The organism is Candidatus Paceibacterota bacterium, from assembly GCA_035452965.1.
Taxonomy (GTDB): domain Bacteria; phylum Verrucomicrobiota; class Verrucomicrobiia; order Limisphaerales; family UBA8199; genus UBA8199.
Window position 1 is genome coordinate 47,949 of record DAOTCE010000013.1, and the last position, 13,910, is coordinate 61,858.

Sequence of the window (13,910 nt, forward strand, 5' to 3'; positions counted from 1 at the left end):
GCAGGATGCCCGCCGCTACATAGCAGTAGTGGCAGAATGCGCCCGCCGGCGTCGGAGCTGTGGTTTTCTCTCTTGCCCTGGCTGCGGTCTTCTGCTACAAGGGGTCCCGGCTGGTTTGCCACCGGTTTGGGTGCCGGAGGCCGGGGACTTCCTTTCAAGCCCCCAGTCGCGCCGGCCGGAGCTGGATTGCGAGCCGGGAAACGCAGATGAAATTCAACCCTCGGAGACTATGATACGTAATGCCTTCTTACTGGCGGCGGGCAGCCTCGTGTGCGCGGCGCTCACCGCGTCGGCCACGACCCGCTATGTGAACCTCAACAACCCCGCGCCGGCTCCGCCCTATACGAGCTGGACCGACGCCGCCACCAACATCCAGCACGCCATAGACGAGGCGGTGGATGGGGATGAGATTATCGTCACCAACGGCGTCTATGCCACAGGCGGCCGAGCCGTGTACGGCACGATGACCAATCGCGTGGCCATTGACAAGACGGTGACGGTGCGCAGTGTCAACGGCCCGCTGCTGACGGTCATCGAAGGCCGCGCGGTGCCGGGAACGACGAATGGGGATGGGGCGATTCGGTGCGTGTATGTGGGGACCAACGCGGTGCTCAGCGGGTTTACCTTGACCAACGGCCACACGCGGGAGTATTATGAGGACTCTTACGAGGAGCGGAACGGAGGCGGAGCATGGTGTGAGACGTCGGGGGTGGTCAGCAACTGCACCTTGAGCGGCAACTCGGCCGGCATTGCTGGCGGCGGGGCATATCGGGGCACCCTGAACAACTGCACCTTGAGCGGCAACTCGGCCTCCTCTGGCGGCGGGGCGTATTCTGGCACCCTGAACAACTGCACCTTGAGCGACAACTCGGCCTCCGGGGGTGGCGGGGCGCATTCTGGCACCCTGAACAACTGCACCTTGAGCGGCAACTCGGCATCCTTCTCTGGCGGCGGGGCGTATGAGGGCACCCTGAACAACTGCACCTTGAGCGGCAACTCGGCCACCTATGGCGGCGGGGCGTCTTACGGCACCCTGAACAACTGCACCTTGAGCGGCAACTCGGCCTCCTCCTCTGGCGGCGGGGCGTATGAGGGCATCCTGAACAACTGCACCTTGAGCGACAACTCGGCCTCCTCCTCTGGCGGCGGGGCGTCTTACGGCACCCTGTACAATTGCACCTTGAGCGGCAACTCGGCTAACTGGGGCGGCGGGGCGTATGGTGGCCTCTTGAACAACTGCATTGTCTACTACAATTCGGCTGGTGGCGGGCCAAACTACGCTGGCTGCAGCTTCAGCTACTCGTGCACGACGCCGCTGCCAGGGGGCACAGGCAATTTCACCGCAGCGCCCCAGTTTGTGAACACCAATGGCTGGAGCAATCTGCGCCTTCAAACCGGCTCCCCCTGCCTCAACGCGGGCAACAATGCTTATGTTGTGGGGGCGATCGACCTGGATGGCAATCCCCGCGTTGTCGGCAGAACGGTGGATGTGGGAGCCTATGAAGTTCAGCCCGTGCTTCATTACGTGACGATGACCAACAGCAACCCGCTGGCTCCCTACAGTTCGTGGACCACCGCCGCCACCAACATCCAGGACGCGATAGACGTGGCGGTGGCAGGAGATGAGATTGTCGTCACCAACGGCGTCTATGCCACGGGCGGCTGGGCCGTGCACGGCACGATGACCAACCGGGTGGTCATCAACAAAGCGGTGACAGTGCGCAGTGTGAACGGACCGCTGCTGACGGTGATCGAAGGGCGGGCGGTGGCGGGGACGACGAATGGGGATGGGGCGATTCGGTGCGCGTATGTAGGGACCAACGCAGTGCTGAGCGGCTTTACTTTGACCAACGGCCACACGCGGGCAACCGGGCAGTTTATCAAGGAACTGATGGGAGGTGGAGCATGGTGTGAACCGTCGGGGGTGGTCAGCAACTGCGTCTTGAGCGGCAACTCGGCGTACGAAAGTGGCGGCGGGGCGTATGAGGGCACTCTAAACAACTGCACCTTGAGCGGCAACTCGGCGTCCCGACGTGGTGGAGGGGCTTGTGATGGCACCCTGAACAACTGCACCTTGAACGGCAACTCGACTTACGAGGGTGGCGGCGGGGCGGCTTATGGCACCCTGAACAACTGCACCTTGAACGGCAACTCGGCCGATTTTGGCGGCGGGGCGTATTATGCCACCCTGAACAAGTGCACCTTCATCGGCAATTCGGCCCGCCTCGGCGGTGGGGCGTATGATGCCACCCTGAACAAGTGCATCCTGAGCAGCAACTCGGCCACTGCCGATGGCGGCGGGGCGTGTAATAGCACCCTGTACAACGGCACATTGAACGGCAACTCGGCCTCCAACTCTGGCGGCGGGGCTTGTGATGGCACCCTGCACAACTGCACCTTGAGTTGCAACTCGGCCTCCTCCGGCGGCGGGGCGTGTCGGAGCATCCTGAGCAACTGCACGTTGAGCGGCAACTTGGCTGACTGGGGAGGCGGGGCGAATAGTGGCGCCCTGAAGAACTGCATTGTGTATTACAACTCGGCTCCCAACGGCCCAAACTATTGCTACGGCAATCTCGAATATTCCTGCACGACGCCGCTGCCTGAGGGCGCAGGCAATTTCACCAATGCGCCGCTGTTTGTGAACACCAACGGGTGGTGCAATCTGCGGCTCCAAACCCACTCACCCTGCATCAACCGGGGGAACAGTGCCTACGCCCCCGGCTTGACCGACCTGGATGGCAGCCCGCGGATCGCCGGCGGCAGGGTGGACATCGGCGCCTACGAATTCCAGGGCGCGGGGTTTAGCGGTTTCACCGCCTGGCTCTGGCAATACGGCCTGCCCAGCGACGGCTCCGCCGACTACACCGATACGGATGCCGACGGCCACGACAACTGGCAGGAGTGGCGTTGCCAGACCGATCCCACCAACGCGCTCTCGGCGTTGCGGATGGTGTCAGCCCTGCCCGCCGGGACCAATGTGATGGTGGCCTGGCAGAGCGTGGCCGGGATGAACTATCACCTTTTGCGCAGCACCAATCTGTCGGCGCAACCCCCGTTCTCGCTCGTGGCGACCAACTTGGCGGGCCAGACCAGCGCCACCAGTTACACTGACACCAATGCCGCCAGCCTGGCCCCGCTCTACTACCGGGTCGGGGTGGGGGACTAGCCGGAACATTCCGCACCTGCGAGGCCGGCGCGCGGGCATCCTGCCCGCTTACACGGTTAGAGTGCTCCAAGCGGGCAGGATGCCCGCGCGCCGGTCGGTCGGCATTTCATACGGAACATGAAATATCCGTGTTCGCCGGGCGGGGCGCGGCCGGGGGGGTTCCGCCGGGCAGGATGCCCGGCTCACCGGCAGGCAAGATGCCTGCCGCCACGTGGTGGTCGTAGTAAGGAGCGCGGAGCCAGTGCGGCGAAACTCGCCCAAGCTTGACGGGGCGGCGCGCTTGCGGCCAAGCTTTCGGGCCATTGCTTATGAAACTGAGCCCCAACCAATCGCTGGCCGGCATTTTGGAGCCGGTTTTTGCCATACGCACCGAGGACGATCTCGGCATAGGCGATGCCGAGGGGGTGCGGCAGATGATTGACTGGTGTCATCGTCATCAACTCAACATCCTTCAGACCCTGCCGATCAACGAGGTCAGCGACGACAACAGCCCTTACAACGCCCTGAGCTCGCTCGCGCTCGAGCCCGCCACGATTGCTGTTTCCCCGCGCCACATCCCGGACCTGGCGCCGGGCGTTTTCGCGAAGCTGGCGCCGCCTGAGTTGCTGGCTGAGTTGCGCAACGGGCCGGTGAATTATCCCGGCGTGAAGAAGCTCAAGCGCAAGCTGCTCGAAGCGGCGTTTGAGAGCTTCGCGGCGCATCACCTCAACCGGGACAGCGAGCGATCCCGGCAGTTCGACTCGTTCCAGAAGGAGAACGCCGCCTGGCTGTCCGATTACGCCCTGTTCCGCTTGCTGATGGAGGAGAACGGCGGCTTCCCCACCTGGGACCGCTGGACGGTCAAGCACCGGTCGCCGCAGGCCGCTCGCGCCTGGCTTGAATCACTGCCGGAGAAGCGCCGCGCCGAGCTGACCCGGAAGCAGCTTTTCTTCATGTATGTCCAATGGCTCGCCTTCGACCAATGGCAAGCCCTGAAGGCCTATGGCACCACTCGGCACGTTTATCTGATGGGCGACATCCCTTTCGGCGTGGGCCGATTCAGCGCGGACGTCTGGGCCAACCGCGACATTTTCGACCTGGACTGGAGCGGCGGGGCGCCGCCCGAGAAGGTGTTCAAGGTGGACGCCTTCACCGAGAAATGGGGGCAGAACTGGGGCGTCCCCAATTATCGCTGGGAGGAATTGCGCCGGCGCGACTTTGATTGGTGGCGCACCCGCGTCGGCAACATCCAGAAGGTTTTCCACCTCTACCGCATTGATCATGTGCTGGGCTTTTTCCGCATTTACTCGTTTCCGTGGACGCCGGACCGCAACGCCGAGTTCCTGCCGCTGACCGAGGCTGAAGCCGCCGTCAAGACCGGCGGGCGCCTGCCTGGGTTCAAGCAATTCCCCGACGACACCCCGGAGCACCAGGCGGCCAACCAGGCCCAGGGGGAGGAAATCCTGCGCGTGGTGCTGGAGGGCTCCGGGGAGACCACCGTCGTGGCGGAGGACCTGGGGGTCGTGCCGGAATACGTGCCGCCCACTCTCCTCAAGCTCGGCATCCCTGGGTTCCGGATCCCGATGCTCTTCCGGGAGCACGACGGCCGTTACCTGGACCCGGGGACCTATCCGCGCCTCTCGCTGGCCCAGCCCACCACGCACGACCATCCGCCGCTGGCGGCGGCGTGGGCCGAGTGCTGGCGCAACATTGATGCGGGCAAGGAGGTGGCCATCCAGCGGCGCGAGCTGCGCCAGATGCTGGAGTTCGCCGGCCTGAAGGGCGTCGAGCCCGCGCGCGAATTTACCGACCAGCTTCACGAAGCCTTCACCCGGCGCGTCCTGCAATCGCCCTCCTGGCTGGCCGTGTTTCAGATCACCGACGTGTTCGGCATGACTGCCCGTTTCAACACCCCCGGTTCAGTGTCGCCCACCAACTGGACGCACCGCCTCCCGTTCAGCGTTCAGGAATTGGACGAGGACCCGTTCCTGTTGCAGCAAGCGGAGATGTTTTCCCGGCTCGCCAAGGAGAGCGGGCGGGTGAGCTGACCGGTTGGCCGGTTTCGGACGGGGGCGGAGCTTACCGCCGGCGTCCGCCCATGATGCCGCCGAGCACCCCGCGCATGATCTGGCGGGTGAGGCCGCCGACCACGGCCGTGGTGACGGTGCGCGTGGCGCTCTTGGCGATCATGGTTGCGAAGGTGTCCGGCTGGCGTCCCGCCGGGCGCTTGGGCACGGTCGGCAACGCCGGCGGAGCGGCCGGCGCGGGTTTGCCGCCGCGGGCTCCGAAGATGGAGCCGAAGAAGCCGGGCTTCTCTACTTGCACCGGTGGCGCCTGGGTTTGCCCGGCGCTGGCCCCGACGGCCCCGGTCAACCGCTCGTAGGCCGACTCACGGTCAATGGCTTTCTCATAGAAATCCGCCACAATCGAGTTGGCCATGAGCGCCTTGCGCTGCTCGGGCCGGATGGGTCCGATTTGGCTGCGCGGCGGCATGACGAAGGCGCGTTCGACAACCGTAGGCTGGCCGCGTTCGTCGAGCAGCGAGACCAGCGCCTCGCCCACCGCCAGTTCCCCGAGCACGGATTCGGTGTCGAGCTGGGGATTGGGGCGGAAGGTTTCGGCGGCGGCCTTGACGCGTTTTTGGTCGGCCGGGGTGAACGCGCGCAAGGCATGTTGCACCCGGTTGCCGAGCTGGCCCAGGACGCTGTCGGGCACATCGCGCGGGTTCTGGGTCACAAAGTAAACACCCACGCCCTTGGAGCGGATGAGCCGCACGACCTGCTCGATCTTCTCGAGCAGCACGGAGGGCAGGTCCGCGAAGAGCAAATGGGCCTCGTCAAAGAAGAACACGAGCTTGGGCTGCGGCAGATCGCCAACCTCCGGCAGGTTCTCGAACAGCTCGGAGAGCATCCACAGCAGCAGGGTGGCATAGACCTTCGGCGAGGTCATGAGCTTGTCGGCGGCCAGAATGTTGATCATGCCGCGGCCGGCGGCGTCGGTCTGGATGAGGTCGTTCAGGTTCAGCGCCGGTTCGCCGAAGAACATGTCCCCGCCTTGCGCTTCGACGGCGAGGAGGTTGCGCTGGATGGCTCCGATGCTCGCGGCGGAGATGTTGCCGTATTGGGTGGTGAAGGCGGGAGCATTCTGGCCCACGTGATTGAGCATGGCGCGCAGGTCTTTCAGGTCGAGCAGGAGCAGCCCGTGTTCGTCGGCAATGCGGAAGACCAGGCTCAAGACGCCCGCCTGGGTTTCGTTGAGCACGAGCAGGCGCGACAGCAGTAGCGGGCCCATCTCGGAAATGGTCGAGCGCACGGGATGGCCGCTTTGGCCGAAGACGTCCCAGAACGTGACCGGAAAGGCGGCGGGGGCGTAGGTGTCGAAGTGCAACTGCTTCACGCGCTCCAGCACCTTGGGCGACTGGCCGCCCGGCTGGCTCAGGCCGGCGAGATCGCCTTTCACGTCGGCGAGGAACACCGGCACGCCCTGGGCGCTGAATCCCTCGGCGAGCCCCTGCAAGGTGACGGTCTTGCCCGTGCCGGTGGCGCCGGCGATGAGGCCGTGGCGGTTGGCCATCTGCGGCAACAGAAACAGGTCCGTGCGCGAATTGCGCGCGACGAGGATAGGTTGGGACGTGCTCATATTCGGATGTGGTTTGGAGTCATTTCTTCGGCCTAATGAACCCTCGCCCGGCATGGTTTGCAAGCCGGGATTGCAGCCGTGCCCGGCCTGGCGGCGGCCGGCGGTTCTGGGCGGCACATAGTGCGCCGCTGCAATCCAAGGTGTGCCGGAATGACACGACGCTCAGATGCTGAAACTCGAAGTGTGCCACTTTGGCACGTTTTAAGTCAGCACCGCCGCCCAATCGCTGCCGCCGTGGGGATCTACTTGGGTTTTGCAGGGCTGGTGGATCCCGAGAGCGCGAATTGGGGCGAAAACTGGCGTAAGTTCTTTAATCGCAGTGAGTTACCACAATCGGAGGGGCTCTGGGGGGCAATTACGCGTAAGTAACGTGGGCGTAATGGGTTACCCAGGTGAACCTACGGTGTGGATACGGTGTGCATACGGTGAGGATACGGTGTGTCTCCCTGGTGGGCCGGGGCCCGGGGCAGAAGGCGAAGCGCCAAGCCGCTTTTTCATGAACGGCTACGCTCGTGTTGCGTTGCGGGCCCTGCGCTGTGCCACCCCCCGGTCCAGGCTGTCGTCGGCTTAGTGCCCCGAGCAGCCGTAGGATTGCCCGGTCTCGATGGCAGGCGGCAGCGGCTTCAGCTTGGTGAGCTTGACGCGGAAGTCCTCCGGGCCGCGCTCCAGGTAGTCCCAGGTGAATGCCTCGGGAAACTCGGCCTCGAACTGGTAGCGCAGCGGCACGGGGTCGTGGTCGTTGAGCAGGATGAAGTGATCGCCCACGGGCAATTCACGCCAGGTCTTGAGGATAAGCCCGTGCTTGATCGAGCAGGGGATGGGACGCACGTCCATGACTTTGTCCGCGCCGATGAGGGGTGCTGTTGGTGTGTTCATTTGAATTATTGATGATGGGTGATAGGTGATGGGGGATTGAGTTCGAGGTGGTTAGCCGTTCATGCCCACGCATTCGCGGGCGTAATCGCTCATCATGGAGGGATGCCACGGCGGATCCCAGACGATCTCGACTTCCGCCTCCTCGACCGCTTCGAGGTTGCGCAAGGCGTTCTTCACGCCCCAGGCGATGCTCTCGTGCATCGGGCAACCCCGCGTAGTGAGCGTCATTTGGACGGTGACCCTGGCGCCCTCGATGCAGGTGCCGTAAACCAGGCCCAGGTCCACGATGTTGCAGCCGATTTCCGGGTCAACGACCTGGCGGAGGGTTTGGAGGATCAAGGCTTCGTTCAGTTCCGGTGCGCTCATAGACTGGCGGCTGCCGCCCGCCGCAGGGTAAGGGGTTGGATTTGAGGGCGGATAAGGTGGCTGAGGATTTTGATGACGTTCAACGCAAGCGTTCCGAGGCCCAGCCCGAGCAGCAGGAGACCGCCTCTCACTGCCGCCGCGTTTCCCAGCACGATGGCGATGCTGGTGCCAGCCAGGCTCGCCACATACAACCAGTAGCCCGCGACCTGCAGGGCGGGCGAATAGAGATCGGCCAGCGAGGGAACTTTGCACAAGCCGATTTGCCGGCTGTAGCTGCCATACCAGACCAGGAATGGGAGGATTTTGTAGAACATGCCGATGATGGCGAAGGAAACCACGCCCATGAGCGCGAGGAATCCATATACATTCTCAAGCTGGCCGGTCAGGGCTGTGAGCGGCAATCCCGGCCACGACAGCCCGAGCGCGAGGATTGCCAGCGGCCCGAGCAGGCTCAGGGCGGTCAGAAAATAGCGCATGCCCCAGTCCAGCGTGGCGCGCTTGCGCGCGCGGAGAATGGCCAGCAACTCGATGCCGAAGCACGCCAGGCCGGCCACGACCACCAGGGCAAAGGCCATCTTGAGGGGGTGGCGAAGCAGGACGGCAACGAAAGAACCGAGCAGGCCCACGTTGAGCAGGAGCACGGAGGCTCCAGCCCGGCGGGGGCTCTGGATCTCACTCAGCGTGAACATTGGCACGAGCTTGTAGGAGATGCCCACGATGAGCATCACGAACACGCCCAACGCGCCCAGGTGCGCGTGCGCATGCATGGCGCTGATCTGATCGAAGCGCGCGACCAAGGCGGCCACGGCTTTCAGTCCGACCAGGAGCGTCCCAAACGGGTTGCCGGGCGCCAGCGCCGCGGCGGAGTCGTAGCTGCACTTGCCCACGGCGATGGTCAGCCCCGCACATACCGCCAGCGACAGCCAGCCCAGCGCGGACGCGATGGCGGCGGCAACGACATTCCAGCGCGGCACGCGGAGCAGGGTCCGCGCGATGTTGTAAACGAAGAGGCCCACGCCCACGGTCAGCACACAGCCAAAATGCCCGACCTGTTTCATGTTCCAGGCCCAGAACATCCAGACCATGCCGGCGAACCCGACCAGGTGCAGGGCGAATTGCCAGGCGGCGAGCCTCTCGCTGTGGAGCCTGGTCTCCAGCGCGACCGGCACGAGCTGGTACATGGCGCCCATAACGACGGTGCAAATCCAGCCCAGCACGAACAGGTGCGTGACGGCAATTACGTACTGGTTGTAGTGGTAAGTCGCCAGCATCTCCGGCCGCAACACGAGCAGGACCACCCCGGTGAACAGGGCCAGCAACCCGGCCGCCAGGAAGCGCAAGGGAAGGGCGATGGATGGCGCGTTGAGGCTGGAGACGGAAGTCGTGCCCGGCGAGGACACAGCGCGCGGGATCATGGTCTTAACGGCGTCGGACATGGGTGATGAAACTTCCATCGGCCTGTTCTTCCGTCTCGCCCACAAAGCCGCGTTCCTCCAGGTGAGCGTAAAGGTGCATCGGCCGCCGGTCTGTGCGCGCACGCAGCGCGGCGCCCTCGGGTAACGACGCCAGCGCCTCCAGAATTGTAACCAGCGGTTGGGGCGGCTCCAGCCCGCGGGCGTCAACTTCGACGACGGGCGGGCCCGTGCAGGAACGGGGATGCGAGCGTGCGGTACCGGGGTTTGGCTTGGCGGGCCCACTGCCACCGCGCGTGAATAGCACTTCACAGTCGCCACCGGGTGTGGCTTTGGACTGATGGGAAAATCCCTGCCGGGCCAGGACCGCATACAAGGGCACGGGTTCGAACGGCGCAACCAACATGAACTGCTCGTTGCCTTTGAGGCCAGCGACCGCCCGCATAATCCTCTCAAATGGCTCCCGGCCACTGCGGATGTCTTCCCGGACATCCAGGGTGACGATGCGTTGGTTCATCGGTGATTGGCCGGCGCTGGATTGCTTCAGGCCGGCTTGAAGAGTGTCAGCAGCATCGAAAACTGTTTGGTCGCTTTGACCGCGTGTGGCACGTTCGGCGGCATGTGCAGGAAGTCGCCGGGCTTGAGTTGGTGCGGCTTGCCGGCCAGCGAGAACTCGCATTCGCCGGATAACACCTGGATCAAGGCTTGCTGGGTGGAGGTATGTTCGGTCAGTTCCTGGCCCTCAGCGAATCCAAACAGCACGACCCGCACGGTGGGCGTCCGCAGCAGGGTGCGGCTGACAATGCCGTTGGGGGCAAACTGTGTTTCCTGCACCAGCGAAATGATCTTTTCGCTCTTGGCATCCAATAATGGTTGCTCACTCATGCCGGCAACCTAAGCCAGCTCAGGAAGCCGTGTTTTGATTCAAATCAAAGAAAGCAGGATTTCGGCGGGGGACTGGTTTTGGCGGGTGTTGCCGGGCGGAGACTCATTGCCACAGCCGCAGGGAACAGAGCCTCCATGCACCGACTGCTGCGCGGTCGCTGGCTTCGCAGCCAGCGCGGTGTTGCTTCGGATCACCTTTCCAACCGCGCGGAGGCCGGGTTTACTGGAACCAATGACTCTGCGCCAATCACCGCGTTTCAACTGCCAACAACTGGCGATACTCTTCGTATTCAGCGCATCGGCGGCGCCGAGGTAACACCGAGCCGCAGCGGCGGGAGAAACCGGGTTGCCAGCTTCTCGGTCAGATTGAAGATGACAAAGCCATCGGCGCCGAGTTCGCGCGACAATTGGATTTGCGCGGCAAGTTGCTCCGGGCCGGAAAGTTCGTGGGCGCCGATGCCCGCGTAGCAGGGGATCTTGTGGCTGACCGCCGCGACCTGTTCGCGGACCCACCTGGAGAAAGCGACATCCTCGCCCTCGTAGTTCATCGGACAGACAAAGTCCAGGTAACCGGCGTCAACCCAGGCTTTTGCGTCCTGTCCCACCACTCTGCGGGCGCTTTCCCAGTTGCCAAAGACCGCCGCGGAGACCTTTATCCCCGGCTTCAGCTGGTGGGCCTCCTGGCTCACCGCGCGCACCAGCCGTGTGACTTGTTCGCGCCGCCAGTCCCCAAACGGCTGGGCAGACTTTCCGGCCAGCACGTCTTCGGGCCACCTCTCGACCTTGCTGCCCGCAGCTTGCTCGAAACGCTCGCGGCAACCCTCGCAATAGCAGGCATCGGCATTCGGGTAGCGGATGTAATCGAAGTGGATGCCGTCCACGTCGTACTGGCGTGCAAGCTCGAGCATGGAATCGCGCTCCAGGGCGAAGTTCTCCGGGTGTGAAGGACAAAGCCATGTAACCTCTCCGCCTTTTCGGTCCTTTTGTGTGCGGCCGGCAGCGCGCAGCTTCGCGACGAATTCGGATGGGGCACGCAGCAGGTTGTGGTTGACCTTCCAGACATGCATCTCAACGCCGTACTTGCGGCAGGCTTTGAGGCATTCGGCCACTTGATCGCCCTCCTCGGCGACCTTCGGGCTCACCGGGAGAACTTTGCTGGGATAATAAGCCACACCGGCCCACACAAGGTTCGGGATGATGGCGTTGAATCCGTTGGTCTTGAGCACGGCGATCGTCCTGTCCCAGCCCCAGCCCTCGATCCCAAAGGCCGAGTGGATCCAGGTGGCACGAAACTCCCCCGGCTTGGACGTTTGTGCGCGGAAGAAGGCCTCCTGCTCAGCCGGGCTCCTGGCTGGAGCAGCACTTGCTTTCACCAGCCGCACACCGGCGGCCTCACCCCAATTCAGCCTGAGGGCGCCGTCATTCTCGCGTTTGCGCAGCCTGGTCTCGCGCCAGACCGAACCGTCCTCACGCAATAGCAGTGCTTTCCATGAGCCTTCGGGGAGCCGCAAGCACACCGGCTCCGACGCCGGGCCGTCCTTCCGGATTTCGATGGCCTCGCGGGTGGCCCGCAGGCGCAAGACCAGGTTCTGGAAGCGAACCCGATCCACCGCGAGCTCCGGCCAGTCCGCGGGCAGCCGCGGGTCGAGCTTGAAGCCGTCGGCTCGCGGGGCGAAACCGAGAAAGCCGTTCAGCATGATCTGCGGGACCATTGCGCTTTCGAAGAACTCCATGTCCAGCCCGAGGCCGCCCGCCGTGCCGCCGCCTTGCAGTGAGCCTTCGCGCGACCCGTTGTAATACTTCCGATAGCCGCCGGCGGCCTGCACCTCGTCGAACCACGGCACGATTTCGCGCAGTCGCTGCCACGCGTTGTCCGGTCCGAGAACCCTGAGCCGCGCCATCAAGTCGTGGTAGGCGAATCCGAACACCGCGCCTCCATCCTGCACCTGGCCGCCCCACGGGATGCTCTCCGGACTGCTCCAGGCCCAGAAATACCAGTCCACGTTGCGCCTGGTTGTGGCGCGCGGCCCGAAACGCCAGTGGTAGATGTCTGTGCCTTGCGAGGTGTCGCCCGCCACCACGCGGTCACCGTTAATCCAGCTCAGGATGGCGCTCGCATGCCGCGGCATGGCGAAGTCGTAGTAGATTGCCTCCAGGTTGAGAAACGTGAACCCGTAATCGTGCGTCTTGCCATCGGCATCCACACACGCATTGAAGCGTTGGGTCTCGGGGTTCCAGAACACGCGGTTGCCTTCGGTTTTCACCTCCGCCGCATGGCGCTCCAGCATTGCCGGGTCCAAACTCAACACGCCGCCGGGTATCTGCCATTCCGGGTGCGCCTCGATCTCGCGCTCGATGACCGCCATCACGCGGACCGCGTCGTAATATTGGATTGTCGCGTAGGTATCCAGCCCGCCGAACGGCAAGAGGTCCCAATAGTTGTTGCCAATGCCCTGACCGGTGTGAATGGTCTTGGCGCCGTCCGCGCCTCGCTCCAGACCGCTGCGGCCATCATGCCCCACCCAGTCGGTGTAAACGGCCTTGCGCTCCAGCGCGTGGTGCTCGGTCATGACGTGCCGCAAGGCAGTGCGCATGCGATTGATCTGCGCGCGCAGGAATTCCAAGTCGCGCGTCCACCAGAAGTATTTCGCGCAGCCGCGCACGAAGTTCTGACTGTTGATGTTGTGCCGGGTGTCGTATTGCGAGAAGAACGCCTGTATCGTGACGCTGCACGGCGCGGTGTTGCCCAGGCCGATGCGCAGTTGGGCGACTTCACCGGTCCACTGCGGGTGGCGATACATCGGGATCATCGTGCAGCTGATGCGGTCGCCTTTCACCGCCTCAAAGTACATCCGCCGGCCAAGACTGAAGTTGGTCGCCGAGGGGGTGGTCCATTCGACAAATGGCCGCACCGCGCCCCGGCCGTCGGTTTGCCAGCGGAGTTGGAGGAAAGGAACCTCGAACGTGTGACACTTCCACGGCGGCGCGGTCACCACCGCGGCGGCGTTGGTCGCCTCCAGGCGCCAACCATCGTCGTGCACGCCGGCGTCGCGCAGTCCGGTTAGCTTCCAGCCAGCGGGCTTGCTGAGGTCGTTTGGCCGCCAGCCCGGTCCTATGGTGTCCTTGAACGAGAAATGCCAACCGCAGCCGCGCCGGCCCTGGTTCCAGAAGGGAAATGGCCAGCCGAGCTGGTGGGCAATGCTGGCGTGCTGGTGCGTCGCCACGTAACCTTCCGGATCCACAATCCGCGCGCCGAGCGTCTCGGACCACGCCTGGCGCATGGCGTCAGCCTTGTTCTCCGTCGAAACAGCGGGCCACAGCGAGGCATCCGGGAGCCACTCATCCCAAAGCGTGGCCTTGGGACCCGCCCCCGGGTAATGCAGCCAGAACAGGTCGCGCAAGGAGGCCATCTCCTTCTCGTGGCCGGGCACCTGGAAGCGAGGGAAGTCATCCGGTGGAGCGGATTGGGCTGCCAAGCCTGACAGCAGCAGCATTATACAGGTTAGAATCACTGGTTGTTTGCGCCGGCTCATGATATGTAGCGGGCCTTAATACTCGAAGCCCGGACGCCGCGCACGGCAAAAATG

Annotated in this window: 9 protein-coding genes; 2 read left to right on the plus strand and 7 right to left on the minus strand. The window is 64.0% G+C overall.

Features of this window, described 5'->3' with window-relative positions:
- Positions 1-229: 229 nt before the first annotated feature.
- Complete coding sequence (locus tag P5205_11950; GenBank protein HSA11072.1) at positions 230-3,166, plus strand: choice-of-anchor Q domain-containing protein; 2,937 nt, start codon at positions 230-232, stop codon at positions 3,164-3,166.
- 308 nt (positions 3,167-3,474) lie between these two features.
- Positions 3,475-5,193, plus strand: a complete 1,719-nt coding sequence (locus P5205_11955; protein ID HSA11073.1) for a 4-alpha-glucanotransferase — start codon at positions 3,475-3,477, stop codon at positions 5,191-5,193.
- Between the two features lie 31 nt (positions 5,194-5,224).
- Here the strand turns inward: P5205_11955 and P5205_11960 are convergent, their stop codons facing one another.
- From P5205_11960 to P5205_11990, 7 genes are all read right to left on the minus strand, one after another.
- Complete coding sequence (locus P5205_11960; GenBank protein HSA11074.1) at positions 5,225-6,784, minus strand: DUF853 family protein; 1,560 nt, start codon at positions 6,782-6,784, stop codon at positions 5,225-5,227.
- Between the two features lie 567 nt (positions 6,785-7,351).
- A complete protein-coding gene (locus P5205_11965; GenBank protein ID HSA11075.1) occupies positions 7,352-7,660 on the minus strand; it encodes a DUF2249 domain-containing protein in 309 nt (102 codons plus the stop codon).
- A gap of 51 nt (positions 7,661-7,711) precedes the next feature.
- Positions 7,712-8,026: a metal-sulfur cluster assembly factor gene (locus P5205_11970; protein ID HSA11076.1), complete on the minus strand. Its 315-nt coding sequence runs from the start codon at positions 8,024-8,026 to the stop codon at positions 7,712-7,714.
- Positions 8,023-9,462 carry a cbb3-type cytochrome c oxidase subunit I gene (locus P5205_11975; protein ID HSA11077.1) on the minus strand — a complete coding sequence of 480 codons (1,440 nt, stop codon included), beginning with the start codon at positions 9,460-9,462 and terminating at the stop codon, positions 8,023-8,025. Before P5205_11975 ends, P5205_11970 begins: the two co-directional genes overlap by 4 nt.
- Entirely contained in the window at positions 9,446-9,955 is a 510-nt protein-coding gene (locus P5205_11980) for a DUF2249 domain-containing protein (GenBank protein ID HSA11078.1), read from the minus strand. The genes P5205_11975 and P5205_11980 overlap by 17 nt, the downstream gene beginning before the upstream one ends.
- A gap of 26 nt (positions 9,956-9,981) precedes the next feature.
- On the minus strand, positions 9,982-10,323 hold the full coding sequence (locus tag P5205_11985; GenBank protein HSA11079.1) for a cupin domain-containing protein: 342 nt from the start codon (positions 10,321-10,323) through the stop codon (positions 9,982-9,984).
- A gap of 290 nt (positions 10,324-10,613) precedes the next feature.
- Complete coding sequence (locus P5205_11990; GenBank protein ID HSA11080.1) at positions 10,614-13,856, minus strand: family 10 glycosylhydrolase; 3,243 nt, start codon at positions 13,854-13,856, stop codon at positions 10,614-10,616.
- Between the last annotated feature and the right edge of the window lie 54 nt (positions 13,857-13,910).

Excerpts from the sequence above, each read along its gene's own strand:
- P5205_11950 (HSA11072.1), top strand. The coding sequence starts at position 230 with ATGATACGTAATGCCTTCTTACTGGCGGCGGGCAGCCTCGTGTGCGCG.
- P5205_11955 (HSA11073.1), top strand. The coding sequence starts at position 3,475 with ATGAAACTGAGCCCCAACCAATCGCTGGCCGGCATTTTGGAGCCGGTT.
- P5205_11960 (HSA11074.1), bottom strand. The coding sequence starts at position 6,784 with ATGAGCACGTCCCAACCTATCCTCGTCGCGCGCAATTCGCGCACGGAC.
- P5205_11965 (HSA11075.1), bottom strand. The coding sequence starts at position 7,660 with ATGAACACACCAACAGCACCCCTCATCGGCGCGGACAAAGTCATGGAC.
- P5205_11970 (HSA11076.1), bottom strand. The coding sequence starts at position 8,026 with ATGAGCGCACCGGAACTGAACGAAGCCTTGATCCTCCAAACCCTCCGC.
- P5205_11975 (HSA11077.1), bottom strand. The coding sequence starts at position 9,462 with ATGTCCGACGCCGTTAAGACCATGATCCCGCGCGCTGTGTCCTCGCCG.
- P5205_11980 (HSA11078.1), bottom strand. The coding sequence starts at position 9,955 with ATGAACCAACGCATCGTCACCCTGGATGTCCGGGAAGACATCCGCAGT.
- P5205_11985 (HSA11079.1), bottom strand. The coding sequence starts at position 10,323 with ATGAGTGAGCAACCATTATTGGATGCCAAGAGCGAAAAGATCATTTCG.
- P5205_11990 (HSA11080.1), bottom strand. The coding sequence starts at position 13,856 with ATGAGCCGGCGCAAACAACCAGTGATTCTAACCTGTATAATGCTGCTG.